Annotated in this window: 24 protein-coding genes and 1 riboswitch; of the genes, 13 read left to right on the top strand and 11 right to left on the bottom strand. The window is 72.9% G+C overall.

Going from position 1 to position 25,386, the window contains the following annotated elements:
* Positions 1–22: 22 nt before the first annotated feature.
* Entirely contained in the window at positions 23–3,493 is a 3,471-nt protein-coding gene (locus HUN58_RS15250) for a bifunctional proline dehydrogenase/L-glutamate gamma-semialdehyde dehydrogenase (protein WP_180225123.1), read from the bottom strand.
* Positions 3,494–3,574: 81 nt separating this feature from the next.
* Here HUN58_RS15250 and HUN58_RS15245 point away from each other — a divergent pair, with 81 nt between their 5' ends.
* The 4 genes from HUN58_RS15245 to HUN58_RS15230 all read left to right on the top strand — a co-directional run bounded on the left by HUN58_RS15245 (position 3,575) and on the right by HUN58_RS15230 (position 8,669).
* Positions 3,575–4,489: a LysR family transcriptional regulator gene (locus HUN58_RS15245; RefSeq protein WP_141861065.1), complete on the top strand. Its 915-nt coding sequence runs from the start codon at positions 3,575–3,577 to the stop codon at positions 4,487–4,489.
* A gap of 114 nt (positions 4,490–4,603) precedes the next feature.
* A complete protein-coding gene (locus tag HUN58_RS15240; protein ID WP_180225122.1) occupies positions 4,604–6,055 on the top strand; it encodes a hypothetical protein in 1,452 nt (483 codons plus the stop codon).
* A 305-nt stretch (positions 6,056–6,360) separates the two neighbouring features.
* Positions 6,361–7,902, top strand: a complete 1,542-nt coding sequence (locus HUN58_RS15235; protein WP_180225121.1) for a hypothetical protein — start codon at positions 6,361–6,363, stop codon at positions 7,900–7,902.
* Between the two features lie 134 nt (positions 7,903–8,036).
* Positions 8,037–8,669: an FMN-dependent NADH-azoreductase gene (locus HUN58_RS15230; protein WP_058741784.1), complete on the top strand. Its 633-nt coding sequence runs from the start codon at positions 8,037–8,039 to the stop codon at positions 8,667–8,669.
* A 72-nt stretch (positions 8,670–8,741) separates the two neighbouring features.
* On the opposite strand, the gene HUN58_RS15225 is transcribed toward HUN58_RS15230, so the two are convergent.
* Complete coding sequence (locus tag HUN58_RS15225) at positions 8,742–9,785, bottom strand: MBL fold metallo-hydrolase (protein ID WP_180225120.1); 1,044 nt, start codon at positions 9,783–9,785, stop codon at positions 8,742–8,744.
* Between the two features lie 176 nt (positions 9,786–9,961).
* Between HUN58_RS15225 and HUN58_RS15220 the strand changes: the two genes are divergently transcribed.
* The gene (locus HUN58_RS15220) at positions 9,962–11,005 is read left to right on the top strand and encodes an ATP-dependent DNA ligase (protein WP_180225119.1); all 1,044 of its coding nucleotides are present in this window, start codon (positions 9,962–9,964) and stop codon (positions 11,003–11,005) included.
* Positions 11,006–11,103: 98 nt separating this feature from the next.
* On the top strand, positions 11,104–11,247 hold the full coding sequence (locus HUN58_RS15215; RefSeq protein ID WP_174778278.1) for a hypothetical protein: 144 nt from the start codon (positions 11,104–11,106) through the stop codon (positions 11,245–11,247).
* 10 nt (positions 11,248–11,257) lie between these two features.
* Here HUN58_RS15215 and ligD read toward each other — a convergent pair whose 3' ends face one another.
* Positions 11,258–12,277, bottom strand: coding sequence for a non-homologous end-joining DNA ligase (gene ligD / locus HUN58_RS15210; protein ID WP_180225118.1), 1,020 nt, complete (start codon positions 12,275–12,277; stop codon positions 11,258–11,260).
* Between the two features lie 203 nt (positions 12,278–12,480).
* Between ligD and HUN58_RS15205 the strand changes: the two genes are divergently transcribed.
* Genes HUN58_RS15205 through HUN58_RS15195 form a run of 3 tightly spaced genes read left to right on the top strand, consistent with a single transcriptional unit; the run spans position 12,481 to position 15,233 of the window.
* Positions 12,481–13,317 carry a DUF429 domain-containing protein gene (locus HUN58_RS15205; RefSeq protein WP_180225117.1) on the top strand — a complete coding sequence of 279 codons (837 nt, stop codon included), beginning with the start codon at positions 12,481–12,483 and terminating at the stop codon, positions 13,315–13,317.
* A gap of 9 nt (positions 13,318–13,326) precedes the next feature.
* Positions 13,327–14,529, top strand: coding sequence for a glycosyltransferase (locus HUN58_RS15200; protein ID WP_058741828.1), 1,203 nt, complete (start codon positions 13,327–13,329; stop codon positions 14,527–14,529).
* Complete coding sequence (locus HUN58_RS15195) at positions 14,529–15,233, top strand: uracil-DNA glycosylase (RefSeq protein ID WP_180225116.1); 705 nt, start codon at positions 14,529–14,531, stop codon at positions 15,231–15,233. The genes HUN58_RS15200 and HUN58_RS15195 overlap by 1 nt, the downstream gene beginning before the upstream one ends.
* A 142-nt stretch (positions 15,234–15,375) precedes the next feature.
* On the opposite strand, the gene HUN58_RS15190 is transcribed toward HUN58_RS15195, so the two are convergent.
* Positions 15,376–15,804, bottom strand: a complete 429-nt coding sequence (locus HUN58_RS15190) for a hypothetical protein (RefSeq protein ID WP_058741826.1) — start codon at positions 15,802–15,804, stop codon at positions 15,376–15,378.
* A 147-nt stretch (positions 15,805–15,951) separates the two neighbouring features.
* Between HUN58_RS15190 and HUN58_RS15185 the strand changes: the two genes are divergently transcribed.
* Together HUN58_RS15185 and HUN58_RS15180 are read left to right on the top strand one after the other, a co-directional pair.
* Entirely contained in the window at positions 15,952–17,412 is a 1,461-nt protein-coding gene (locus HUN58_RS15185) for an APC family permease (RefSeq protein WP_180225115.1), read from the top strand.
* Between the two features lie 180 nt (positions 17,413–17,592).
* Positions 17,593–18,207 carry a hypothetical protein gene (locus HUN58_RS15180; protein WP_180225114.1) on the top strand — a complete coding sequence of 205 codons (615 nt, stop codon included), beginning with the start codon at positions 17,593–17,595 and terminating at the stop codon, positions 18,205–18,207.
* Positions 18,208–18,229: 22 nt separating this feature from the next.
* Here HUN58_RS15180 and HUN58_RS15175 read toward each other — a convergent pair whose 3' ends face one another.
* The 3 genes from HUN58_RS15175 to HUN58_RS15165 form a co-directional block, all read right to left on the bottom strand.
* The gene (locus HUN58_RS15175) at positions 18,230–18,664 is read right to left on the bottom strand and encodes a hypothetical protein (protein WP_180225113.1); all 435 of its coding nucleotides are present in this window, start codon (positions 18,662–18,664) and stop codon (positions 18,230–18,232) included.
* Positions 18,665–18,812: 148 nt separating this feature from the next.
* The gene (locus HUN58_RS20610) at positions 18,813–19,307 is read right to left on the bottom strand and encodes a DUF6264 family protein (RefSeq protein ID WP_368075748.1); all 495 of its coding nucleotides are present in this window, start codon (positions 19,305–19,307) and stop codon (positions 18,813–18,815) included.
* The gene (locus HUN58_RS15165; protein WP_180225112.1) at positions 19,262–19,651 is read right to left on the bottom strand and encodes a hypothetical protein; all 390 of its coding nucleotides are present in this window, start codon (positions 19,649–19,651) and stop codon (positions 19,262–19,264) included. Before HUN58_RS15165 ends, HUN58_RS20610 begins: the two co-directional genes overlap by 46 nt.
* A gap of 82 nt (positions 19,652–19,733) precedes the next feature.
* On the opposite strand from HUN58_RS15165, the gene HUN58_RS15160 reads away from it, so the two are divergent.
* A complete protein-coding gene (locus HUN58_RS15160; protein ID WP_141861034.1) occupies positions 19,734–20,066 on the top strand; it encodes a hypothetical protein in 333 nt (110 codons plus the stop codon).
* Between the two features lie 72 nt (positions 20,067–20,138).
* Here HUN58_RS15160 and HUN58_RS15155 read toward each other — a convergent pair whose 3' ends face one another.
* Positions 20,139–20,630 (bottom strand): DUF427 domain-containing protein, encoded by a 492-nt coding sequence (locus HUN58_RS15155; RefSeq protein WP_180225111.1) that lies wholly within the window; start codon positions 20,628–20,630, stop codon positions 20,139–20,141.
* A gap of 107 nt (positions 20,631–20,737) precedes the next feature.
* On the opposite strand from HUN58_RS15155, the gene HUN58_RS15150 reads away from it, so the two are divergent.
* A complete protein-coding gene (locus HUN58_RS15150) occupies positions 20,738–22,159 on the top strand; it encodes an amino acid permease (RefSeq protein ID WP_180225110.1) in 1,422 nt (473 codons plus the stop codon).
* Between the two features lie 38 nt (positions 22,160–22,197).
* Here HUN58_RS15150 and HUN58_RS15145 read toward each other — a convergent pair whose 3' ends face one another.
* From HUN58_RS15145 to HUN58_RS15135, 3 genes are all read right to left on the bottom strand, one after another.
* The gene (locus HUN58_RS15145) at positions 22,198–22,503 is read right to left on the bottom strand and encodes a hypothetical protein (protein ID WP_114850812.1); all 306 of its coding nucleotides are present in this window, start codon (positions 22,501–22,503) and stop codon (positions 22,198–22,200) included.
* 61 nt (positions 22,504–22,564) lie between these two features.
* On the bottom strand, positions 22,565–23,011 hold the full coding sequence (locus tag HUN58_RS15140) for a BLUF domain-containing protein (RefSeq protein ID WP_229666984.1): 447 nt from the start codon (positions 23,009–23,011) through the stop codon (positions 22,565–22,567).
* Positions 23,012–23,082: 71 nt separating this feature from the next.
* The gene (locus HUN58_RS15135) at positions 23,083–24,771 is read right to left on the bottom strand and encodes an NRAMP family divalent metal transporter (protein WP_180225109.1); all 1,689 of its coding nucleotides are present in this window, start codon (positions 24,769–24,771) and stop codon (positions 23,083–23,085) included.
* 395 nt (positions 24,772–25,166) lie between these two features.
* A riboswitch (M-box (ykoK) riboswitch) is annotated at positions 25,167–25,338 on the bottom strand.
* Between the last annotated feature and the right edge of the window lie 48 nt (positions 25,339–25,386).

The following is a 25,386-nucleotide window of genomic DNA, read 5'->3' as shown; positions in this document are numbered from 1 at the left end:
ACACGGGCGGTGCCCGCCGCTGCTAGATGAGCGCGTCGGTCAGGTGGTTCGGCGTGCCGAAGCGGTGCGCCGTGATCGACACCGCCTGCTCGCGGAGGAACGGCAGCAGCTCGACGCGACCAGCCTCGGTGACGGGCTCGCCGTACACCGCGACGTCCGGACGGCCGTCGACCGCCGCGTACAGCGCCGCGACGGCACCGCCGATGAGCCGCACGCGGGTCGAGGGTCCAGCGGCGATACGTCGCGCGAACGCCTGGTCCGACTGGCCCTCGACGACCGAACGCACGACCGGCAGCGCACGGACCGCGGCCGCCACGCTCGACGGCAGCGGCTCGGCGGTCGAGACGTCCACCGTGGTCCCGGCGCGGAGGGCTGCGGCGACGACCCGCACGAGGTCGGCCACCGCATCGTCACCCGAGGTCGCGAGCCGGACGTGGACGCCCGGGTACGGCAGGTACCGGGCGACGTTCCGCTCGGCCGAGAGCGCCGACACGTCCACCGCGGCACCGAACAGCGTCGACCAGACATGCTCGTCCGACGCCACGGACCGGTCGAGCGACGGGGATGCGACCCCGGCCGCCCGGACGAACTCCTGCACCGGGCGCGACGCCGGCACGCCGGTCTGTGCCGGTGCCGTGCTCCATGACCCCAGGCCGAGCAGGTAGTTCAGGCCACCGGCCTTCGTCCCCGCGCCGACGGCCGACTTCTTCCACCCGCCGAACGGCTGCCGGCGCACGATCGCACCGGTGATGCCGCGGTTGACGTAGAGGTTGCCCGCCTGGATCCGGTCGAGCCACGTGCCGATCTCGGCCGGGTCGAGCGAGTGCAGTCCCGAGGTCAGGCCGTAGTCGACCTCGTTGACGATGTCGATCGCCTCGTCCAGGGTCGAGGCGGTCATGATGCCGAGGATCGGACCGAAGTACTCCGTGCGGTGGAAGGCCGAGCCACGACGGACTCCCCCGCGCACGCCCGGGCTCCAGAGTCGACCGGTGTCGTCGAGGCGCTTCGGGGTGACGGCCCACTGCTCGCCGGCGCCGAGCGTGGTGAGGCCCTCGAGGAGCTTGCCCGCCGCGGGCTCGATGACCGGGCCCATCTGCGTGGTGGGGTCGGACGGGTACCCGACCGTGAGCGACGACACGGCGTCGAGCAGCTGCGAGCGGAACCGGCGCGAGCGGGCGACCGACCCGACGAGGACGACGAGCGACGCCGCGGAGCACTTCTGCCCGGCGTGCCCGAACGCCGACGCGACGACGTCCTTGACGGCGAGGTCGAGGTCCGCGGACGGCGTGACGATGATCGCGTTCTTGCCCGAGGTCTCGGCGAGCAGCGGCAGGTCCGGCCGGAACGACCGGAAGAGCTCGGCCGTCTCGTACGCGCCGGTCAGGATGACGCGGTCGACCTGCGGCGCCGTGATGAGCTCCTTGCCGAGCTCGTCCTCGGCGACCTGCACGAACGCGAGCAGGTCGGCGGGCGCGCCGTGCGCGTCGAGGGCGGTCTCGATCACGGACGCGAGCACCGCACCGCACCGTTCGGCCGGCGGCGCGGGCTTGAGCACGACCGCGGAGCCGGCGGCCAGAGCGGCGAGCGTCGAACCGGCGGGGATCGCGACCGGGAAGTTCCACGGCGGCGTGACGAGCGTCAGGGCCGCCGGCGTGTAGGTCGCACCGTCGACCTCGTCGAGCTGCGCGGCGAGTTCGCCGTAGAAGTGCGCGAAGTCGATCGCCTCGGACACCTCGGGGTCGGCCTGGTCGATGGTCTTGCCGGCCTCGGCTGCCATGACCTCGACGAGGGCGGCGCGGTTGGCCTCGAGCGCGTCACCGACGGCGTGCAGCACGGCACCGCGCGCCGCGCCGGACCAGCCCGCCCAGGTCCCGCCGGCGGTGCGGACGCGGTCGAGCACCGTCGTGAGCTGATCGGTCGAGGTGAGTCGCGCCTGCTGCACGCCGCGCTCGCCGAGCGTGGACGATGCGACCCGGGCATGGATGCCGGCACCCCACTCGCGGACGGCGGCCACCGACGGGTCGCTGTCCGGCGTGTTCTCGAAGTGCCCCGGGTGGGGCCGCTCGACCGCGGCGTAGCGGTCGGCCACGCGGTGCGGCGCGGGCGCGTCGAGCCCACCGGGGAGCGACAGCGGCGCGAGCGAGTCGCGGAAGCGCGCCTCCTCGCGGGCGAACAGTGCCGGCGAGGACGCGAGCGAGAACACCGCCGACATGAAGTTGTCCTGCGACGCGCCTTCTTCGAGTCGGCGGATCAGGTAGGCGATCGCGACGTCGAACTCGCCCGGGTGGACGACCGGCGTGTAGAGCAGCAGCGACCCGACGGTGCGCCGCACGGCCTCGGCCTGCCCCTGCGCCATGCCCAGGAGCATCTCGAACTCGATGCCGTCACGGACCCCGCGCTCCCCCGCGAGCAGCCATGCGTGCGCGACGTCGAACAGGTTGTGCCCGGCGACCCCGACGCGCACGTTCTCGATGCGCTCTGGGGTGAGTGCCCAGTCGAGGACGCGCTTGTAGTTCGTGTCGGAGTCCTGCTTGGTGTGCCACGTCGCGAGGGGCCACCCGTGCACGGACGCTTCGACCTGCTCCATCGGCAGGTTCGCGCCCTTGACGAGCCGGACCTTGATGTCCGCGCCACCGCGGGCCCGGCGGGCGGCGGACCACTCCTGCAGCTGCTGCATCGCGGCGAGCGCGTCGGGCAGGTACGCCTGCAGCACGATGCCCGCTTCGAGCGCGGTGAACTCCGGCTCGTCGAGGAGCTTCGTGAAGACCGCGATCGTCAGGTCGAGGTCCTTGTACTCCTCCATGTCCAGGTTGATGAACTTCGCCGGGCTCGCCGCGGCCGCACGGCGGAACAGCGGCCGGAGCTTCTCGACGATGTCGTCGACCGCGTGGTCGAACGCCCACGGCGAGTGCGGGTGCACGGTCGACGAGACCTTGATCGAGACGTAGTCGACGTCGTCCCGGGCGAGCAGCCGCTCGGTGCCCTCGAGCCGTCGTGACGCCTCCTTCTCGCCGAGCACCGCTTCGCCGAGCAGGTTCACGTTGAGGCGGACGCCGTCGCGCCTGATCTTCGCGATGGCCGGTCCCAGCTTGGCGTCGGTCGCGTCGACGATCAGGTGGCCGACCATGTCGCGCAGCACCCGTCGCGCGATCGGGACGACGACGTTCGGCAGGACCGGCGCCATCCCGCCGCCGAGCCGGACGAGTCCGCGGAGCGCGGCCGGCAGGAACCCGGGGGCGTCCGGCGCGATCGCCCGGAGCGTGCGCGCCGCGACACCGAGGTCCTCCGGACGCACGACCCCGTCGACGAACCCGACGGCGAACGCCAGGCCCTTCGGGTCCGCGAGCACGCCCACGAGCTGCTTGGCCGAGCCGTCCACCGGGTACGACTCGGCCTCGGCCAACCACTGCCGGACGAGCGCGACGGCGGCGTCGGCGAGGGCATCGGGAGCAGGCGTGGCGTGCGCGTCGGTGCGCGGCTGGACGTCGGTCATGGCCTCAGTGTGGTGCCGACCAAGCGGTAGCGGAAGCAAATAGTTCTGACGCGTACCGTGAAGAAGAACTACTGTTCGGTCATGCTCGACGTCCGGCGCCTGGTCCTCCTCCGTGAACTCTCGATCCGCGGCACCGTCGCTGCCGTGGCGGAAGCCATGAACCTCACCCCGTCGGCGGTCTCGCAGCAGCTCGGGGTGCTCGAGCGGGAGGCCGGCGTGCAGCTCCTCCGCAAGGCCGGACGTCGGCTGCAGCTCACCCCGCAGGCCGACGTGCTCGTGGGCGCGGCGGGCGACGTGCTCGACGTGCTCGAACGAGCGCAGTCGACCGTCGAGTCGACGCTCACCAGCGTGCAGGGACGGATCCGTGTCGCGGTGTTCCAGTCCGCGGCGCTCGCGCTCATGCCGACCGCACTCCGCACGATGGCGCTCGAGCACCCGGACGTCCGGGTCGAGATGGTGCAGCACGAGCCGGAGACCGCGCTCAACGAGACCTGGGCGCGGGACTTCGACATGGTGATCGCCGAGCAGTACCCGGCGCACGCGGCCCCGCGCTTCCCGGGGCTGGACCAGCGGGACCTGACCACGGACGCGGTGCGACTCGCCCTGCCCCCGGCGGACACGAGTCTCGTGCCCCTGACCGACGACGACCCCGCCGTCGCCCTGGTCGACGCCGCCGAGATGCCGTGGGTGATGGAACCACGAGGGGCGGCGTCCCGGCACTTCGCGGAGCAGACGTGTCGGCGCGCCGGGTTCGAGCCGGACGTCCGCTACGAGACCGCGGACCTGCAGGCGCAGATCCGGCTGATCGAGTCGGGCAACGCCGTCGGGCTCATGCCGGACCTGGTCTGGGCCGGCCGCTCGACCCGGTGTCGGCTGCTCGAGCTGCCCGAACCGGCGCGGCGGACCATCTTCACGGCGCAGCGCCTGTCGAGCGCGGACTCCCCGGTGACGAGTGCCTTCCGCGCCGCCCTCGTCCGGGCCGCCGAGCAGCACTGACGCCCGGCGCGCAACCGTGACCGACCCGTGACCTGATCGACGTCAGACCTCGACGGGACCCGACACCTCTCATGTGAGGGCGCATCGAGACGCCCACCACCACGAGGGGAACCCATGCACCGCCACAGCTGCCGCTCCACACTCCGCCGCACCGCCGCACTCGGCGCCGCCGCCGTCGTCGTCGCCGTCGGCTCGTCCGCGCTCGGCGTCGGTGCCGTCGCGGCCAGCGCCGCCGAGCCCATCGGCCTGGACGAGACCACGACCGCACCGAGCACGACGGTCGCCGGCACGGCGGACTCCGCCCCCGACGCGACCGCGGAGCCGCACGCAGCCGACACGACCCCGGTCGACGCTCCCGACACCGTCGCCCCGACCGCCACAGGACCGACCACGGCCGGGACCCCCGCTCCGGCGACCACCCCCACCCTGACGACCACCGCGGCGCAACCGACGGCCGCCGCCACGCCGGCGGGTTCCGTGACCGTCAGCGGGACCGCGAAACGCCTCGGCACCCTCACCGCGGAGACCGCCGGGTGGCCCGCCGGAACGACCTTCACCTACCAGTGGCTCCACTCCTTCGACGGCGGCCCGCTCGTGCCGCAGTCCGGCGAGACGACCGAGCGCACGTTCGTGATCGGCTCCATGGAGGGATCCCTCGACCGGTACGCAGTCCGGGTGACCGGCACCGCTCCCGGCCTGGAGCCGACGACCGTCGTCAGCGAGACCTCCGCGCCGGTCGACGAGGCGCCCGGGAACCGCTGGGGCTTCCTCGGCGTCCGGAGCCTCGACCTCCGCGTCGGGACGTCCACGAGCACACCGCTCTCCGCCTTCGACGGCGACGGGCTCGTCTACTCCGCGACCGACGCACCGGGCGCAGACGGGAACCCGTTCCCGCTGCCGGACGGCCTGCGCCTCGACCCCGACGGGACCTTGTCCGGGACCCCGAGCCGTGCCCAGGTCGTCGAGTTCTGGCTGCACACCTCCTCCAGCATCCGGCCGGACGGGGGTGAGGTCTCCCGGGTCGAACTCGTGATCGCTCCGGGCGACACCACCTCGCTCAACGCGGTCGTGCGCGGCTCCGGCATGTGGCTGGTCCGGTCGGACGGATCGACGGAGTACAGCCGCAGCTCAGAGGTGCAGGACGGTGACCCGGCCACTCCCCTGCGTGTGCGCGACGGAGAGACGGTCGAGGTCGACCTCCTCACCCTCGACCGGAACGGTGACCTGAACAGTGACCCGCGGCAGCCGACGTGGTCGTCGTCCGTCGACGCTGACGTCCTCGAGCCGAGGAGCACCGGCGGCACACCGGTCATCGATGCTCGCCTGGTCGGCGCTGGGGATCACCGGATCACCGCTCGGCTCGGCAACCTCACCCTGACCTTCACGGTGCAGGTGGGCGACGCTCGGACGACGGTCGCTACGGCCTCGACCACCCTCACCCAGCACCCCACCACAGGCTCGCTCGCCTACACCGGCGTCGAGACCGGTGCGCCGATGGGCTGGGCGCTCGGCCTCCTGGCCGCCGGTGGCGGCCTGCTCCTCCACCGCGCGCGTCGACGCGCCTGAGCGCGCTCCCGTTCAGCACGGCGGGACGTGACCGACCCGGACGGTCGCGACCCGTCGCGCAGTGGGTGACGACAGGACGGACAGGAGGCACGGTGCCGGCCCGTACCGTGCCTCCTGTCCGTCCTCCTGGTTGCGTGATCACGCAACCCGACGGGCGGTTCCGGCACCCGACCCCCAACCCAGGTCACAATTCGGGAACTCGGCCCGAATGCCCGTTCCTGTACCAGTACGATCCGATCACGCCGAGATTCTCGGCGGATTCTTACGATCCGGCACCCGACCGGACCTGACCCCTGGGGGGACCCGTGCACCGCAGCACCTCCTCGACCCGTCGCGCCTGCGCGCTCGGGACGACCGTCGCACTCATCGGCCTGACGACCGGACTCGGCGTCTTCACCTCGACGGCGGCCTTCGCCGTCGACGAGCCGACCTCGGCCGTCGCACCGGCCGACACCTCGTCGACCGGCACCACCGGCACCAGCACGGCCGGCACCGACACGACCGCGACGGGCACCACCGGCTCGGCCGCGACGCCGACGGACGCCACGACGGCACCGACCACCACCGGCACGTCGACGGACACCGCACCGGCACCGAGCACGGGCGACACCACCACGCCCGACACCGCCGCCCCCGCCCCGGCGACCACCTCCCCCGCGCCGAGCACGACGACAACGGCCGCCGCCGCGCCGACCGCGACCTCCTCGGCCACGATCGTCGGTGCCCCGAAGGTCGGCGTGACGCTCTTCTACAAGACCACCGGCATCGACGACCCGCGGGCAGTCTGGACCGTCGAGGGCGGCACGCCCGTCACGGCGTCCTCGTTCGACGTCACCGCCGACATGGTCGGCAAGACGATCACGCTGACCGTCACGGGATCGGCGCCCGGGCAGACCGCGACGGAGACCGCAGCGGCCGTCAGCGAGGACGTCGCGTTCGCGGCCGAGACCTCGTACGAGTCCCCGCGCACGATCGAGGTCACCGCCGGCGACACCCTCGACGAGGTCTTCCGCGTGGCCAAGGGCAGCGGCACGGTCGAGTACTCGATCGGCTACGCCGACCCGGACAGCGTCGACCCCGAGACGGACACCCCCGAGGCCTACCTGCCGTTCGACACCACCTTCGATGCCGCGACCGCGACACTCTCCGGTCGGGTGACCTACGCCTCGGTCTTCGACTTCACCGTCGTCGCGACGAACGGCACCTCGACCGCGACCGAGTACGTCGAGGTCGTCGTCGACCCGGCGAAGGCCGTCGGCGTCATGGCCCAGACGACGAACACCTCGCCCATCGACCTGTTCGACGGCGAGCACCCCTTCACCGGCTGGCTCATCGAGCCGGACGGGCACATCACCACGTTCGCGTTCTCGGGCGACCCCGACCAGGAGCCGACCGTCACCGACGGCGGGCAGCCGACGGTCACGCAGGGCCAGTCGCTCTGGATCAACGGTTCGCCGGTCGACGAGTTCGGGAACGACACGACCCAGTACGACGACGAGGGCAACGCGGACCAGGTCACCGTGACGAGCGACCACGCGACCGACCAGATCGCGCTCGACGAGGACACGTTCTCGACGAAGGTCACCTTCCCGCACGCATCGACCCACGTGCTCACGGTCGCCGCGCAGTCCGTCTCGGTCTCCTTCCCGGTGACGGTCGTCCCGACCGCGGCGCCCGCCGGCACCGTCGGATCGGTCACGCCCGCCGTCGCCACCGCCCCGAAGGGCCAGCTCGCCTTCACCGGCACCGACGCCACGAGCGCCCTCCCCTGGGCTCTCGGCTTCGTCGCCGCGGGCGCCGGGCTCCTCGGTGCCGGCGTCCTGCGCCGGCGCCGCGCGCAGCGCTGACCCCGCCGCCTCCGGTCCGTCGCGCGCCGGCGTGACGGACGGGAGGCACGCCACGGCCCCGTCGCACCCCTCACGGTGCGACGGGGCCGTCCGCGTTCCCCGCCGGTGCGGCCCGGCGTGGGTAGCGTGGGCCCATGCCCTCCCTGCTGCACATCGACTCGTCGGCCGACCTCGCGCACTCCCGCTCCCGCGACCTCACCGCGGCCTTCGCCGACGCCTGGCGCGCGCGGGGCCCGGAGTACACGGTCGTCCGCCGGGACCTGCACACCGACCCGCTCCCGCACCTCGAGACGTCGGCGCTGCACTGGGCCGCCGCGGACCGTCGACCGGACGAGGTCGTCGCGCCCGAGGCCGAGCAGCTCCGCCAGGACGTCATCGACGAGCTCCTCGCCGCGGACGTCGTCGTGGTCGGGGCGCCGCTGTACAACTACACGGTGCCCTCCACCCTGAAGGCCTGGATCGACCGCGTGCACGTGCCCGGGGTCCTCGCCGGTGACGTGCAGCCGCTGGCGGGACGTCCGGTCGTCACGGTGGTGAGCCGCGGCGCGACCTACGACGCCGGGACCCCGACGGAGACCTGGGACCACGGCTCCCCCGTGCTCCACCTGATCCTCGGCACGGCGCTCGGCATGAAGCTCTACCCGGTCACGGTCAGCGCGACCCTGGCCGACCGCATCCCGGACCTCGCACCGCTCGCGGAGCACGCCGCTGCCGAGGTCGCCGACGCCCGCACGACCCTGGAGCGCCTCGCCGCCACCCTCGCCTGACGCCGCACGGCGGGAGGGCCGGACGGCGGCACGACCGGCTGGCCGGCCCGCCCGACGGCCGGCGGTCGCCCGTCAGGTGGGGCGGACCTCGTCGGCGCGGCCGAGCAGGTCCGCGTGGAACGCCGTCTGCGTCAGCGCGCTCGCGAGCAGGAAGCCCGTCATCGACTCGATGCCACCGGAGAACGGCACGTGTGCGGCGACCTCGAACAGCGTCGGGCGGTCGAGCGCGTCGAGGGCCTCTGCGACGTGTCGGCTCCGCTCCTCCCGGTGCAGCGCGAGCGTGCGGGCCCGCCGCACGACGTCGGCGAAGCGGTACTCGTGCCCGGGGCAGACCTCGAGGTGCGCGTACGGCTCGAGCCGCGCGAGGGACCGCAGGTAGTCGGCGAGCGGGTTCGTCGCGGTGCGGCCGCCGAGCCCGATGCCCGGGTTGATCCGCGGCAGCACGTGGTCGCCGGTGAACAGCAGCCCGTCCGGCTCGTCCACGAAGCACAGGTGCCCGGCGGTGTGCCCGGGCGTCCCGAGCGCGGTGAGCGTCCGACCGGGCACGGGCAGCACGTCCCCGTCCTCGAGCAGCAGGTCGGCGTACGGCGGTTCCCCGGCTCCGCGGCCGATCCGACGGCCGGTCCCCCACGCCGCGACGACCCCGGCCCGCAGCTCGTCGGGCAGGCCCCACGTCGCGATGTCCGCGTCGTTCGCCGCCGCGTCCGCCCGCTCGTCCTGCAGGGCGCGCACCTCGGCGCCGTGCATCGCGATCGGAGCGCCGGACACCGCGCGGACCGCCGCGGCGGCACCGAGGTGGTCGGCGTGCAGGTGCGTGACCGCGACGAGCGCCACGTCCTCGAGCGACCGGCCGATCGTCCGGAGACCGGCCCGGAGCTCCGTCAGCGAACCGTCGCCGCTCCACCCCGGGTCGATCACGGTGAGGTCGCCGGCAGTGTCCTCGACCACGTACGCGAGCGTCGCCGCTGGCACCCCGCCGTGGAACGGGACCGCGAGCGTCCACACCCCCGGCCGGACCTCCTCGACGGGCGGGAGCGCACCGGCGCGGAGCGCGGCGGCCTGGACGGGACTGGTCGGTTCCGGTGCCGGCGCTGCCGACGGGGCCTCGGTCGTCACGCGACCACCCTAGTGACGGGACGGACGCGCCCTGGCGAGCCGCGCCTCCAGGCCGACCGTCGGGACCGCTCACCGCGACCCGGCCACCCGATCCGGCCACCCGCCAGCGCGTCCGCGTCCCCACCCGCATCCGCCGGCCCGCGCACCCGCCAGCGCCCGCCGAGTAGACAGGCCGCATGGACACCGCACCGATGCTCGCCAAGGCGGTCGCCGCTGTGCCCGACCCGGACAGCGTGCGGGGCGGACTGCGGTACGAACCGAAGTGGGACGGCTTCCGCGGGATCGTGACGGTCGACGGCGACGACGTGACGATCGGCAGCCGCGGGGCGAAGCCGCTGACCCGCTACTTCCCCGAGCTCGTCGAGGCGTTCCGCGCGCAGCTCGGCGGGCGGGACCACCCGGTGGTCCTGGACGGCGAGGTCGTCCTGCGCAGCGGGGAACCCGGCGCCGAGCACCTCGACTGGGAGGCGCTCTCGCAGCGCATCCACCCCGCCGAGTCGCGGATCCGGAAGCTCAGCGCCCTGACGCCCGCGCAGTTCGTCGCCTTCGACCTGCTCGCCTGCGACGGCGAGGAGCTGCTCGACCGGCCGTTCGACGAGCGCCGCGATCGGCTCGAGACCCTGGCCGCGGACCTCGACGACCCGCTGTTCGTCACCCGCACGACGCTCGACGTCGACCTCGCCCGCGAGTGGCTCACGACGTTCGAGGGGGCCGGCCTCGACGGTGTCGTCGCGAAGCCCCGTGCGGAGCCGTACGAGCCGAACAAGCGCACCATGCTCAAGGTGAAGCACCACCGCACCGCCGACGTGGTCGCGATCGGCTACCGCGTGCACAAGAGCGGCTCCGGCGTCGGCTCGCTGCTCGTCGGGCTGTACGACGACGACGGGGAGCTCCGGCAGGTCGGCGGCGTGTCCGCCTTCACCGACCGCCGTCGCCAGGAGTTGGTCGAGGAGCTCGCGCCGGTCGTCGTCCGGGACACGGACGGGAGGCCCGTCACCGGTGACGGGGAACGGTCGCGGTTCTCGTCGGGTCGCGACACGTCGTTCGTCCGGCTGGCGCCGGAGCGGGTGCTCGAGGTCCGGTACGACCAGATGGAGGGCGACCGGTTCCGGCACACGGTGGAGTTCGCACGCTGGCGTCCCGATCGCGAGGCTGGATCGTGCCGGTTCGACCAGCTCGAGGTCCCCTCGGCGTACGACCTGCGAGACGTCCTCACCTGAGGCTTGCGCTGTCCGGTCCACGCTCTTATGCTCGCAGTAGTTAGCCTAACTAGTAACTTGAGTGCGGCAGGGACGCCCACGGCAGACGGGAGCGGGACATGATCATCGACGGCATCAGCGACGCCCACCGCGGCACCTGGTCCCGCCTTACCAGGCTGCACACCGCCAGCGTCACGCTCCCGATGCAGACCACGCGCGTGGCCGAGCCGGAGCACCGCGCCGAGGACGTCGCCGCGGCCTGAGCCGCCCGGTTCAATTCTTCTTCGCGCGGGACGGCTGCACGCGCGGGGGCTCCCCCGGCATCTTCGGGAAGTCCGGCGGGAACGGCAGCTCGCCCAGGCCGTCCGCCGCGTCGCGGTCCCACCACGCCAGGAGCGGCGCGAGATCGCCCGGATCCGCGTGCAGGTCCGCCCACGGATCCCCGGTCGACCGGAGCCGCTCGGGCACCGACCGGACGGTGAAGGTCGTCGGGTCCGCGTCGTCGAGCTCGTCCCACGTGATCGGGGTCGAGACGCTCGCGTGCGGGAGCGCCCGCGGGCTGTACGCCCCGGCCATGGTCCGGTCGCGGTTCGCCTGGTTGCAGTCCACGAACACCCGCTGTCCCCGCTCCTCCTTCCACCACGCCGTCGTCACCCGATCGGGCATCCGCCGTTCGAGCTCGCGGGCGGCCGCGATCACCGCGTGCCGGACGTCGAGGAACTCGTGCTCGGGACGGATCGGGGCGAACACGTGCAGCCCGCGGTTGCCGCTCGTCTTGATCCACGCCGTCAGTCCGACCTCGTCGAGGACCCGGCGCAGCTCGTGGGCGACCGGGACGGTGTCCCGGAAGTCGGTGCCGGGCTGCGGGTCCAGGTCGATGCGGAGCTCGTCCGGGTGGTCACTGTCCTCGGCACGCGAGGCCCACGGGTGGAACACGACGGTGTTCATCTGCGCCGCCCACACCGCCACAGCCGGCTCGTCCACCACGAGCTGCGGGTGCGACCGGCCGCTCGGGTAGGTCACCGTCACGTCCCGGACGTACTCGGGCGCACCCTTCGGCGGGTTCTTCGAGAAGAACGAGTCGCCGTCGATGCCCGCGCCGTACCGCTGCAGGGAGATCGGGCGGTCGCCGTTCGCCCGGACGAAGGCATCCCCGACGGCGACCAGGTACTCCGCCAGTTCGAGCTTCGTGATCCCGGGCTCCGGGAAGAGCACGCGCGAGGGGCTGCTGATCCGGACCTCGCGGTCGCCGTGCGGCCCGGGGACCGTCAGCGTCGTCGCCTCGCTCGCCATGCAGCGGAAGGTACACGGACCGTCCCGGGACGGGTCACATCGTGTTCCTCGTCCCTTCCTCCCCGTCCCCCTCCTCGTCCCCCTCCTCGATGGAGCAGAAGACGTCGGGTCCGCCGGACAACACCGACGTCGTCTGCTCCACCGAACGGGGGCGGGGCGGGGCACGCCGGGGACGGAGGTCCGGCACGGTGCACGATGGGTGGGTGACGGCGTACCTCGGGGTGGACCTGGCGTGGGGGCTCGGTTCGGCGCGGAAGCCCGCGAACGAGACCGGGCTCGTGGCGACCGCGGCGGACGGGACGATCACCGACGCCGGATGGGCCCGCGGCGTCGACGCCGTGATCGACTGGATCGTGCAGCACCTCGGGCCGCGCACACTCATCGCCGTGGACGCGTCGCTCGTCGTGACGAACCCGAACGGCATCCGCGAGGCCGAACGGCAGGTCGGGCAGCGCTACGGCCGGTGGAAGGTCGCGGCGAACCCGACGAACCAGGCCTCGGCGGCGAGCGCCGGCACCGCCCTGCTCGAGCGGCTCACCGCCCTCGGGGTCGGGTACGTGTCGGACACCGCGTCGATGCGGGAGCGGACCGGCCCGGTGGCGTTCGAGTGCTACCCGTACACGACCTTGGTCGGCGTGGAGGAGCTCGGCTACGACGTCGAGCGGCCCCGGTACAAGCGCCTCGACCCCGCGCTGCCGGCACCCGTCGCTCGACAGCGCCGCGCGGTGGCCTTCGACGATCTGGTGCACCGGCTCCGGACGACACCGCTCGACCCGCCGCTGCGCCTCGACTCGCACGCGCTGACGGCCGGGCTCGCCGAGCCCTCCGTGCTGCACGGCCCGACGCACAAGCACCGGGAGGACCTGCTCGACGGCGCCCTGTGCGCCTGGACGGCCGCGTTCTGGGAGCGGCACGGCGACGGACGGGTGCAGGTGCTGGGAGGCGATCCGGGCCTCCCGTCCGACCCGCTGGACGAGGCGGGCCGCAGCCCGGCGATCGTCGCTCCCGCGCGCCCGTCCCAGCGGCGACCCGCTGGGTAGGCTGACGACGTGAGCACCACCACCGAACCCCTGCGCATCGGGCTGGTGTCGCTGCACACCTCCCCCGGCGACGAACCCGGCTCCGGCGAGGTCGGCGGCATGAACGTCGTCGTCCGGCACCAGGCCGAGGCCCTGGCGGACCGCGGCCACCAGGTCGACGTGATCACGCGGCGGTCGTCGCCGACGCAGCCGGACTCCGTGTCGCTGCTGCCGGGCGTCTGCCTGCGCTTCCTGTCCGCCGGGCCCGCCGAGCCCGTGCCGAAGGGGGAGCACGACGCGTTCATCGCGCCGTTCCGGGCGGAGCTCGAGCACCTCGGCCCGTACGACGTGCTGCACTCGCACCACTGGTTCTCCGGCGCGGCCGCGCTGCCGGTCGCGCGCGAGCGGGGCATCCCGCACGTGCAGTCCTTCCACTCCATCGCCGCCGCCTCGGACACGCCACTGTCGGAGGGCGAACGCCCCGAGTCAGCTGGTCGCGAGGCCGGCGAGCGCCTGCTCGCCCGCGAGTCGGACGCGGTCGTCGTCGTCTCCGGGGCCGAGGCGGACACGGTCCGGACGCGCCTGGGCGGCGACCCGACGCGCGTGTGGATCGTGCCGCCGGGCGTCGACGGTTCCGTCTTCCGTCCCGCGGGCGCGGCTGCCCGCCGCGCGGACGTCCCGTACGTGGTCGCCGCCGCGCGCGTCCAGCCGTTGAAGGGACTGGACCTGGCGATCGAGGCGATCGCGGGCATCGGCCAGGAGGCACGCCCCACCCTCGTCATCGCAGGCGATGCCTCGAGCGAGGCGGGCGACCACGTGTCCGAACTGCGTCGGCTCGCCGCCGCGCTCGGCGTGGCCGACCGGGTCACCTTCATCGGACCGCAGTCGCGGGCCGACCTGGCGTTCCTGTTCCGCGGCGCGGCAGCCGTGCTCGTGCCGTCGCACTCCGAGACGTACGGCCTGGTCGCGCTGGAGGGCTCGGCGTCCGGGGTGCCCGTCGTGGCCGCGGCTGCCGGGGGTCTGCGCGAAGCCGTGGTCGACGGTGAGACCGGGATCCTGCTCGAGTCCCGCGACCCGGCCGTGTGGGCCGCCGAGATCGAGCACATCCTGACCGACCCGGTGTACGCGGCATCGCTCGCGGCGGCCGGGCGGGAGCACGCCGAGCGGCTGAGCTGGGAGCGGTCGGCCGGCGGGCTCGAGGACGTGTACCGCCGGGTGCTCGGGCGGGACTGATGGAGCCGGGCGCGGGTTCGGGCCAGGGGCTCGGTCTGGATCAGGGGCAGCCGTCGTTCGCCCGGTTCTGGGCGGCGCTCGACGCGGTGCCCGTGGCCGACGACGCCGAGGCGCTGTACGACCCGTCGACCCCGGCGGGCCGGCTCCGCCGCCAGAACCTGTCCCGGTACCTGGACCACGTGGGCACCGGCGCGGACACCCTGCTCGTCGCCGAGGCCCCGGGCTGGCGCGGGATGACGAACACGGGCATCCCGTTCACGAGCATGCGCGAGCTCGGGTCGCTCGGCTTCGACGCCCTGGAGCCGCCGGAGCCGACGGCACCGTGGGAGGCGTCGTCCCGTGTGGTGCACGCAGCGCTGCAGGACTGGTCGGGGCCGCTGCCGGTGGCGTGGGCGATCTTCCCGCACCACCCGTTCGTGGCGCCGGACCGGTCGACGAACCGGACCCCGCGGCCGGCGGAGGTGCGCGCGGGGGCGCCCGTCGCGCTCGCGCTGCTCGAGGCGTTGCGGCGGTCCGGGCCCGCGGATGGCGGCTCGGTCGGACGCGACGGCGCCGCCGAGCGGCCGGTGCGGGTCGTGGCCGTCGGGCGGAAGGCGCAGGGGGCGCTCGCGCTCGCGGGCATCGACGCCGTCGCGGTGCGCCACCCGGCGCAGGGCGGCGCGGCACAGTTCACGGAGCAGGTCCGGGCGCTGCAGCGCGGGTAGGGCGCGACGCCGCCCGCTCGCTCCCCCGGCCGCCGCGAGTTCACGCGCTGAGCGACACTTCACGGCCGCGCGAGCTCGTGAGGTGTCGCTGAGCGCGTGAGGTCGACGCGCGCGCACTAGCGCGTCGCCGACGCCGGCCGGGTCAGGCGGAGCGGACCTCGACGCCCTTGGCGGCCAGGCGCTCGGAGACGTGGGCGGGCAGCGGTGCGGCGGCGTACACGACGGACAGGGACGGCAGGTCGAGCACGTCGTCCCAGTTCTGCGGGTCGTAGCGGTCGTCCGAGCCGTCCCAGCCGGGGTGCACGTCCTGCAGGACCTCGAGGTCGGCGTCGACGGTCAGCTCGGTCACCAGGTCGAGGTGTGACGGCAGCAGGTCGAGGTCGTCGTAGTACTCGCGGGCGCGGTCGTCCTGCCCTTCGACGTCGAGGTCCTCCTCGCTCTCGTCGTCCGCGTCCCCGTCGTAGGGCTCGAGCACGTCGAGGTCGTAGCAGAGGACGTCGAGCACGAGCAGCTTCGCGTTGAAGTCGGCGAACTCGACGGGTTCTTCGGTGGTGTTCGACTCGTCGTCCATGGCTCCGCAGCGTAGCGACGGACCTCGGGGAGTGCCCGCAGACCGCAGCCGCCGGGGTCGTGACAGGCAGGACACGGGCGTGTTGCGATCACCGGGGAGCTTGCTGTGAAAGCGGACAGCATCGTGTCCCCCGGAAGAGGCTGACGCATGGCCACCACGAACACGGACCGCCCAGCGCAGGAGCAGACCGAGCTCCGCCGGGTCATCGGTCCCAAGCTGCTGCTGCTCTTCATCGTCGGCGACATCCTGGGGACGGGTGTCTACGCGCTCACGGGTCAGGTCGCGGCAGAGGTCGGTGGAGCAGCGTGGCTCCCCTTCCTCATCGCCTTCGCCGTCGCCCTGTTGACCGCGTTCTCGTACCTCGAGCTCGTCACGAAGTACCCCCAGACGGCCGGCGCCGCGCTCTACGTGCACAAGGCGTTCGGCATCCACTTCGTCACCTTCATCGTGACGTTCATCGTGATGTGCTCCGGCATCACCTCGGCGTCCACCGCCTCCCGGGCATTCGCCGCGAACCTCGGCGCAGGCTTCGGGCTGGAGCTGCCGAACGCGGCCGTGATGCTCATCGCGATGGGCTTCATGCTCGCCGTGATGGCGATCAACTTCCGCGGCGTCAGCGAGAGTGTCAAGGCGAACGTCGTCCTGACGCTCGTCGAGCTGTCCGGCCTGGTGATGGTCATCCTCATCGGCTTCTGGGCGATCGCCGGGGGCAACGCCGACTTCTCCCGCGTCGTGATGTTCGAGACCCCGGAGGACAAGACGCTGCTGCTCTCCGTGTCGACCGCGACGTCGCTGGCGTTCTTCGCGATGGTCGGGTTCGAGGACTCGGTGAACATGGCCGAGGAGACCAAGGACCCCTCGCGGATCTTCCCGAAGGTGATGCTCACGGGCCTCGGCATCACTGCCGTGATCTACGTGCTCGTGTCCATCTGCGCCGTCGCGGTCGTCCCGATCGGCGAGCTCGCCGGCAACGAGACGCCGCTGGTCACCGTCGTGCAGACCGCCGCGCCGGACTTCCCGATCGCGGACCTGCTGCCCTTCATCTCGATGTTCGCCGTCGCCAACACCGCGCTCATCAACATGATGATGGCGTCCCGGCTGCTGTACGGCATGAGCAAGCAGGGCGTCCTGCCCGGCTTCCTGTCGCGCGTCTCGCCGGCCCGTCGCACCCCGTCGACCTCGATCCTCTTCAGCACACTGATCTCCCTGGCGCTGATCGGCTGGGTGTCGCTCGACCCCGACTCCCCCATCGTCGTGGTGCTCGGCGGGACGACGTCGCTCCTGCTGCTGTCGGTGTTCGCGGTCGTCAACGTCACCGTGCTCGTGCTGCGCCGCGACCGCGTGGACCACGAGCACTTCCGGGCCGGCGTCGTCGTCCCGGTGATCGGCGTCATCACGTGCCTGTGGCTCGTGCTCCCGTTCTCGTCCGGCCGTGACCCGCAGCAGTACCAGATCGCGGGTGCCCTGCTCGGGCTCGGGATCCTGCTCTGGGTCGTCACGTGGTTCACGCACGGGCGGAAGCAGCCGGAGAAGGCGCCGACCGGACTCGTCACCGAGCCGACCGCGGTCGTCCACCCGAACCGCCCGGACCACAACGAGGATCGTTGATGGACGCCACGGACCTGATCTTCGCCGTCTCGATCGGGATGATCGTGGTCATCGCCCTCTCGGCGACGGGCCTGTTCGACCGCCGGAGACGCTGAACCGGGGCGCGCCCGGCGCGGGCGCTGGCGCGCTCCCAGGCAGCACCAATACCCTCACCGTGCCCACCGCACGAGAGGACCCGCCATGCGCCGCGCCGGCATCACGATCGCGTCCGTCTTCGGCGCGGGCGTCGTCGCGGCCGTCATCGGGGTCGTGGTGGTCGTCGTGATCGCGGTGCACTCCCTGACCGGCGCCGCGAACTCCGTCACCGCGGCACCCGCCTGCCCCGAGGTCGCCACACAGAGCATCGGCGGCATCGTCGTCCCCGCCGGACCGGTCGCCGGGTTCTGCCAGGACCGGCTCGTGAACGCCGCGTACGTCATCGAGGCCGCCCAGGCCCTGGGCATCGGGCCGCACACCCAGGCCGTCGGGGTGATGACGGCGATCGGCGAGTCCAGCCTGGTGAACCTCGACCACGGCGACGCCGCCGGCCCGGACAGCCGCGGGCTGTTCCAGCAGCGGGACAACGGCGCGTGGGGCACGTACGAGCAGCGGATGGACCCGTACAGCGCGGCGACGATGTTCTACACGAAGCTCGTGAAGACCCCGGGCTGGAAGACGATGACCCCGACGCAGATGGCGCACGCGGTGCAGATCAACTCGGACCCGGACCACTACGCCAAGTTCTGGCCCGAGGCGAAGGCCGTCGTCGAGGGCCTGACCGGTCAGACCGTCCCGGACGCAGCACCGCAGAGCTGACCCCGAGCCTCGATCAGCGAGCTCACGCGGGCTCCGGCAGTTCGTGCTCCTCGAGCTCGATCATCGCGACCCCCGCGGTGTGGACGACGACCTGACCACGCAACCGGATCCCGCGCTCGCGGAACGCACACGCGCACGCGTCCACCCACTCCCAGTCGACCGGGAACAGCCGCGAGTCGCCCGGCCGCTCCCACACGAGCACGACCTCGGCCGCCGAGGCGTCGTCGCGCACGTCGGCGACGAGCGCCGCGAAGTCCTCGACGTGCTCGTCCGGCTGCCACGGCAGGTCGGACACGGGCAGCAGGAACGGCACCGGCCGCGCCCGGTCGTCGAGGAACAGCACCCAGCACTGCCGTCGGACCGGCCGACCGACGATGCCGGTGACGAGCGCCACGACGTCGTCGTCGGTCCGCGCCGGGGTGGAGAAGAGCTGTTCGAGTGCTTCGGTGTCTGCCATGCACGGCAGCGTTGCGGATCCGGTGGCCCTGCCGAGCCCGGATGACCCGCCCTGTGGACGACACCGCCGGACACCCCGCCTGTGGAGGAGCCAGCTCCGCCCGCAGATCCCGCGCGTGACCGCGCTCATGTCGAGCGCATGACCACGCTCAGATCCCGCGCGTGACCGCCACGTCGGCCAGTGCCCTGGCCACGAAGAACACCACGACCACGAGCCCGGCCCCGAGCAGGGGCACCGGCCAGGTCAACCGGCGCTTCACGAGCCGGACGATGCTCACCACGAGGGCCGCCACGAACACGAGGGCGACGAGGACCGGGCCGACGTACACCACCGCTCCGCCGAGGCCCTGGTCGCAGGTGTTCCCGGGCGCCGCGCACGAGCTGAACCCGAGCGACAGGAGCAGGATGCCCATCGCGGCGACCACGGCCTCGACGGCGAGCAGGACGAGCAGCACGACCGAGGCGACCACGTCCGCGACGCGACGGGGTCCCGACGACGGGGGCCGTGCCTCCAGGCCGACGCCATCCGGGGGCGCACCGCGCGCGCCGGAACCAGCCACACCGTCACCCGGCCCGCCGGACCCCGCCGGCGCGACCATCAGCGCGCCCGCGAACCCGGGCCGCGCGTCGACCAGAGTGCCCACGCGATGAGCAGCGGCTGCCCGAACAGGCGCGCGAACCGCTTCTCGTCGGTGTCGAGCCCGAACGCGTCGCGCTGGTTCACCCACTGCGCGAGGTTCCCCGGGAAGATCGCCGTGAAGAACAGCGCCGCGACGTTCCCGACGGTCCGGCGACGGCCACGCGGTGCGAGCAGCAGTGCACTGCCGAGACCGATCTCCGCGACGCCGGACGCCAGCACGATCGTGTCCGTGTCGAGCGGCACGAAGTCGGGCACCTGGGCGCGGAAGTCCCGGCGGGCGAACGTGAGGTGGCTCGTGCCCGCGAACACGAGCGCCAGACCGAGCAGGACACGGAAGAAGGAACGCATGCCTCCATCGTGCTCGGAACTCGGCGGCCCCGCCCGCGTGCCGCCGACGGACAGGGTCGTTCCGCGTCGGTAGGTTCAGGGCATGGGAGGAGCCCGACGGGACACCGAACCGCCCGCCGTGCCCGCGACCGTCGCCGTGCTGCTCGGCCCCGTCGCGGTGTGGATGGGGATCATCGTGCCCGCCGCCGGTCGAGGCCAGCACGTGTTCCTCGCTGCGGCGTTCGGGATCGTCTGCGTCCTCAGCGGCGTGCGTGCGCTCCGCATCGCCGGTCGTCGACGTGCCGTCCGGGTCTGGTCGTGGGTCGGTCTGGTACTCGGGACGGCCGGCCTGGTGATGCTGGTCTGGCAGGTCCTGTCGTTCGCCACGGGCGGCGCGTTCCCACCGCCGTTCTGGTCGCCCTACGCGCGCGGCTGACGGTCCGCGGGACCGCGGACGGGCGGGAGGATCGGGGCAGCGTCCGCCCCGCCGCGCACGTCGGTCGTGCGGTCACCAGCCGAGGGTGCCCGGGCCGCCCTTGAACGGTCCCACGACCTTCGAGGTGATCCACCCGCCGTAGAAGTCGCCCTCCTGCGCCTGCACCACCTCGCCGCCGACCTCGCACGAGTCCATCGCCGACGGGTACAGCGCGACGCGGTCCCGGAGCGACTCGTACCCGGGCTCCGGCGTCGGGTAGTTCCACGCGGCCCGAGGAGCGACGACCCCGTCCCCACCGACCACGTCGAAGTAGCGCGCGCGGCCCTTGAACTCGCACATGCTCGCGCCGGGGGCCGGCCGCAGCTCGAGGTCCGCCATCGGCACATAGTACACCGGCGGGTGCGACGTCTCGAGCACCCGCACCGCGTCCGTCGTGTCGACCACGACCGTGCCGCCGAGCCGGACGACCACGCGCTCGGGCACGGGTTCGACGGCGGGCGGTCGGGGGTAGTCCCAGACGGACTCCTGGCCGGGTCCGGGTTCGGTCCTCGCGGGATGGCGCATGCGTCCGGTGTACACCGCGCGGCTGCCGGCGTCTGCGCGGACGACTCCACGCGCGCCGATCCGCCGCCCGCCTGACACGGAGCCCGCCGCAGGAGCAGAGTGGGCGCGTGACGACGACGACACAGGGCATCTTCCGACGGAAGCCGATCGACGCGATCGACGACGAGACCGGCGAGGGCAGCGGCGGCCTGAAACGGCACCTCGGCCTCTGGCAGCTCACCGCGATCGGCGTCGGCGGGATCATCGGCGCGGGCATCTTCACCCTCGCCGGCACGGTCGCGAACGGCGTCGCCGGGCCCGCCGTCCTCATCAGCTTCCTCGTCGCCGGGATCGCGAGCGCCGCCGCCGCCGCCCTGTCGTACGCCGAGTTCGCCGGGCTCATCCCGAAGGCGGGCAGCGCCTACACGTACGGGTACGCCGTGCTCGGCGAGGTGGTCGGGTGGTTCATCGGCTGGGACCTGCTGCTCGAGTACACCGCGATCGTCGCCGTCGTGGCGATCGGCATCTCCGGGTACGTCGGGTTCCTGGTCGGCCAGTTCGGCATCGACCTGCCCGCCTGGATGCTCGGCGCGCCCGGCACCGGCGACGGCCACGTGGTCGACGTCTTCGCGATCGTCCTCTGCCTGCTCACCGCGTTCGTCCTGACCCGCGGCATCCGCAGCGCCGCACGCTTCGAGTTCGTCGCCGTCGGCATCAAGGTCGCGCTGGTGGTGCTCATCATCGTGCTCGGGGTGTTCCACATCAACAGCGCCAACTACGACCCGTACTTCCCGTTCGGGTTCGGCGGCGTGATGACCGGCGCCGCGACGGTGTTCTTCGCCGTGTTCGGCTACGACGCGATGTCGACCGCCGCCGAGGAGTCCACCGACGCCCGCAAGCACATGCCGAAGGCGATCCTGCTGTCCCTCGGCATCGCGATGGTCCTGTACGTGCTGGCCACCCTGGTGCTCACCGGCATGCAGAAGTACACCGACATCGACCCGGCTTCCGGGTTCTCGTCCGCGTTCGCCTCGGTCGGGCTCGGCGGCGTCGCGAACGTCATCGCGATCGGCGCCATCGTCGGCATCGTGACCGTCCTGATCACGTTCATGCTCGGGGCCTCGCGCGTCTGGTTCTCGATGAGCCGCGACGGCCTCATGCCGAAGTGGTTCGCGAAGACCGACCCGAAGCGCCACGTCCCGACCCGGGTCACGTGGATCCTCGGTGTGGCGTCGGCGGTGCTCGCCGGTGTCCTGCCGATCGGGATCGTCGCCGAGCTGACGAACATCGGCATCCTGCTCGCGTTCGTGGTCGTCTGCTCCGCCGTGATCGTGCTGCGCTACCGGCAGCCCGACCTCGACCGCCAGTTCCGGCTGCCCCTCATGCCGGTCGTGCCGATCATCGGCATCATCGCGTCGCTGTGGCTCGTGACGTTCCTGCAGTGGGAGACCTGGGTGCGCTTCGCGATCTGGTTCGCGATCGGCCTCGGCGTGTACTTCGGGTACTCGCGGAAGCACAGCAAGCTCGCGCAGCCCAGCCGCGAGCGCTGAGCCCTGCGCGGTACGGCGGCGGCGCGACCGTGTCGGGACTACTCCTCGACGACCCAGACGTGCTGGACCTGCCACCCCTCGGGGACGGACTCGCGGTAGGCCCGGAGTGCCGCGTCGTAGTCCGGCCCGGACGCCTCGTGCGGCTTCGTCGCCGTGGAACGGGCCGTCGCGCGGATGGTCGTCTCGCCCGTGGCCTTGCTCTCGACCGCGTTCGTCTGCTGCAGCGCGAAGCCGTCCAGGTCGAGGTTCGCGATCGCGACCTCCTTGGCCGTGACCACGGAGTCGGCGAATCCGTCGGCCTCGCGGGTCTCGGTGGAGCGGATCGTGCCTCGCAGTGTCGTCACCCGACCAGTATGGACCGGAGGACGAACACGACGGACCGGACGACGGACGGTGCCGTGCGCCTCACATCTCGCGGCGGTGCTTGCCCTTCGCCGCGGTCGGATCGGCCATCGGGTGGTTCCGGAACCAGCGCAGGAGCTCCCGCGGCCGGCTCTGGTCGGCGCTGCGGTCCCCCTCGTCGAGGAACGTGCTGAAGCCCTCGGGCACCGGCACGCCGTCGGACTCCCGGTCGTACGCCATCGACCAGTCCGGGAACCGTCGGGTGTGGACGCTCTCCTCGACGAGCAGGCGGACCTCGTCGTGCCGACCGTCGGCGACGATCCGGGCGTAGGTGGCGAGCACGGCGTCGTAGGGCCCCTCGAGGAGCTGCATGAAGCGCCCCCCGCGGTGCACGAGCATCCCCGTCAGTCCGTCCTCGGTGTTGCGTCGGCGGGCGTGCTCGAGGACCTCGGCGAGCGCGTCCTCGTCGAACGGCTCGGTCGCCGAGCTCATGTACACCAGGGAATGCATCACGCCTCGATCCTGCACCCGACACCCGTCGTCCGTCTCCCCCAGAACGGGACAGCAGGATCCCAGACCCCTCAGTGTCCGAGCGCCAGCTGCACGACCCGGACGACCACGAGCACCACCGCGACCACCAGGTACACCCGCAGCGCGGTCAGCCCGAGCCGACGACCCGGCGACAGCTGGGGCGCCGGCAGCTGCTCGACCGGCGGCATGCGCCACGACGCGCGGTCCGTGGCGGAGGTGACCCGTGCCTCCAGGCCGGCGACCGCACCACCCACCGGACCGCCACCGGTGCGCGTCCCCGAGACCGCACCCGAGCGACCCCGCTGCGTCCGCACCGTGAAGACCACCCCGACGGCCACCGACAGTGCCGCTCCCCCGAGCAGCACGTCGGTCACCTGCCGGCTCGTGATCGCGGGGAACACGACGCTCACCGTCAGCACGAGCGAGAGCACCACGAGCACCGCCACCACCGCGGCGGTGAAGCGCGTCAGCCACCGTCCGTTCACCCACGGCCCGAGCACCGCCCGGTCCGTGCACAGGAGCAGCAGGAACACCGTCGCCGACGGCAGCAGCACCCCGGCGAGCACCTGCACCCCGACGGTGATCAGGCCGAGCGGGCTCCCGGGTACCAGCACCACCGCGGCGGCGAGCGCGAGCACCCCGGCGAACACGGCGTAGAAGCCCTTCGCGTCCCGGACCGAGCGGTGCAGCGAGTGCCGCATGCCGAGCACGTCCCCGAGGGCGTACGACGTCGACAGCCCCACAGCCGCGGCGCCGATGACGGACGCGTCGATGAGCGCGATCGCGAACAGCACCCCGGCGAGGTGCCCGACCGCGTGCCCGATCCCGACGGCGACCCCACCGGCGTCCGTGAAGTGCCCGGCGCCGGCGTGCCCGCCGAACACCGCGGCGGGCACGGTCATCAGGATCGCCCCGCCGAGCACGACGATCACGATGCCGATCACCAGGTCGACCTTCTCGTAGCCCATGAAGCGCGGCGTGATCCGCTTGTCGATGACGTAGGACTGCTGGAAGAACAGCTGCCACGGCGCGACGGTGGTGCCGACGATGCCGATCACCAGGAGCATCACGGTGGACAGGTCGGCACCACGCGGGAAGCCCGGGACGAGGAACCCGTGCACGACCGCCCCCGCTGCGGGGTGGGCGAGGAACGACAGCGGCACGAGCACGAGCGAGCCGGCGATGAGCACCATGCAGAGCCGCTCGAACCGGCGGAAGGACCCGGTGCTCACCGCCGCGATGACGAGCACGGCCGCGGCGACCACGCCGGGGAACTCGGGCAACCCGAGGTACCGGAGCCCGAGGCTGATGCCGATGAACTCGGTGACGATCGTCATCGCGTTGAGGACGAACAGGTCGACCACGCTGAAGGCTCCCCAGAACCGCCCGAACCGCGCGGTGATGAGCTTCGCGTGCCCCACCCCGGTGACCGCCCCGAGCCGGAGCACCATCTCCTGGTTGACGTAGAGGACGGGGACGAGCAGCAGCAGGGTCCAGAGCAGCGAGGTCCCGTCGTCCTGACCGGCCTGCGTGTAGGTGCCGAACGCGCCGGCGTCGTTGTCGCCGACCATCACGATGAGGCCGGGGCCGACGATCGCGACGAGCGTGCGGAGCTTGCGGCGGAGGCCGGTGCGGCGGGCGGTGTCGTCGACGCGGATCGTGCCGAAGGCGCCCTGGATGTCGCCGAGGTGGGCGCTGTCGAGGACGGCGGTGGGACGGGTGTCGGGTGCGGTGGTCATGGCGGGTTCCGTTCCGGGAGGGGATGGGCGCGGCGACGGGGCGCGGCGCAGGGGGCGCCGTCGGTTGCGGCGCGCAGGGCTGCCGTCGGTCGCGGCGCGCAGGGCGGCCGTCGGTCGCGGCGCACGGGAGGCGCGGCCGTCCGTCCGGCGGGTTGGGCGGGCCGGACGGGAGGCGCGGGGCACGTCCGCCACGCTTCGTGCGGGCGGACGGCGGTCACCGGCGCACGCGACGGCCCCTCCGGCCCGGGGGTGGGGACGGACGGGTCACACGGCGACGGTCGACGTCAGGATCGTGAGGGAGGCGCGTCGGAGGACGACCTGTGATGGTCACTGCTCATGGCACACCTCCCGTTCCGTCGGTCGCGCGCAGCGCCCGGCGGACCGGGGACCCGGTCACGCCACTCCCACGTCAGACCTTCAGCACTCCGTGACGTCGACCCGCCGTGTGCGGGAGCCAGTCGGGGCAACCCCTTGCGCCGGGGAGGCCTGTCCTGACCCGTGGCGTCTCTCGACGTTCGGGGTCGCTGGCATGTATCCACGAAGGAGCCTCAGCGAACGGAGGGCGCCTTGCAGGGACGACTGTAGACCCGGCGCACGGGTCGGCACGACCCCGCG

Source organism: Curtobacterium sp. Csp1, assembly GCF_013347185.1.
This window is presented reverse-complemented; position numbering and strand designations above follow the sequence as displayed.

Excerpts from the sequence above, each read along its gene's own strand:
- HUN58_RS15250 (WP_180225123.1), bottom strand. The coding sequence starts at position 3,493 with ATGACCGACGTCCAGCCGCGCACCGACGCGCACGCCACGCCTGCTCCC.
- HUN58_RS15180 (WP_180225114.1), top strand. The coding sequence starts at position 17,593 with ATGCGCCGCGCCGGCATCACGATCGCGTCCGTCTTCGGCGCGGGCGTC.
- HUN58_RS15240 (WP_180225122.1), top strand. The coding sequence starts at position 4,604 with ATGCACCGCCACAGCTGCCGCTCCACACTCCGCCGCACCGCCGCACTC.
- HUN58_RS15165 (WP_180225112.1), bottom strand. The coding sequence starts at position 19,651 with ATGCGTTCCTTCTTCCGTGTCCTGCTCGGTCTGGCGCTCGTGTTCGCG.
- HUN58_RS15215 (WP_174778278.1), top strand. The coding sequence starts at position 11,104 with ATGATCATCGACGGCATCAGCGACGCCCACCGCGGCACCTGGTCCCGC.
- HUN58_RS15140 (WP_229666984.1), bottom strand. The coding sequence starts at position 23,011 with ATGCATTCCCTGGTGTACATGAGCTCGGCGACCGAGCCGTTCGACGAG.
- HUN58_RS15220 (WP_180225119.1), top strand. The coding sequence starts at position 9,962 with ATGGACACCGCACCGATGCTCGCCAAGGCGGTCGCCGCTGTGCCCGAC.
- HUN58_RS15155 (WP_180225111.1), bottom strand. The coding sequence starts at position 20,630 with ATGCGCCATCCCGCGAGGACCGAACCCGGACCCGGCCAGGAGTCCGTC.
- ligD (WP_180225118.1), bottom strand. The coding sequence starts at position 12,277 with ATGGCGAGCGAGGCGACGACGCTGACGGTCCCCGGGCCGCACGGCGAC.
- HUN58_RS15190 (WP_058741826.1), bottom strand. The coding sequence starts at position 15,804 with ATGGACGACGAGTCGAACACCACCGAAGAACCCGTCGAGTTCGCCGAC.
- HUN58_RS15245 (WP_141861065.1), top strand. The coding sequence starts at position 3,575 with ATGCTCGACGTCCGGCGCCTGGTCCTCCTCCGTGAACTCTCGATCCGC.
- HUN58_RS15185 (WP_180225115.1), top strand. The coding sequence starts at position 15,952 with ATGGCCACCACGAACACGGACCGCCCAGCGCAGGAGCAGACCGAGCTC.
- HUN58_RS15195 (WP_180225116.1), top strand. The coding sequence starts at position 14,529 with ATGGAGCCGGGCGCGGGTTCGGGCCAGGGGCTCGGTCTGGATCAGGGG.
- HUN58_RS15175 (WP_180225113.1), bottom strand. The coding sequence starts at position 18,664 with ATGGCAGACACCGAAGCACTCGAACAGCTCTTCTCCACCCCGGCGCGG.
- HUN58_RS15160 (WP_141861034.1), top strand. The coding sequence starts at position 19,734 with ATGGGAGGAGCCCGACGGGACACCGAACCGCCCGCCGTGCCCGCGACC.
- HUN58_RS15135 (WP_180225109.1), bottom strand. The coding sequence starts at position 24,771 with ATGACCACCGCACCCGACACCCGTCCCACCGCCGTCCTCGACAGCGCC.
- HUN58_RS15230 (WP_058741784.1), top strand. The coding sequence starts at position 8,037 with ATGCCCTCCCTGCTGCACATCGACTCGTCGGCCGACCTCGCGCACTCC.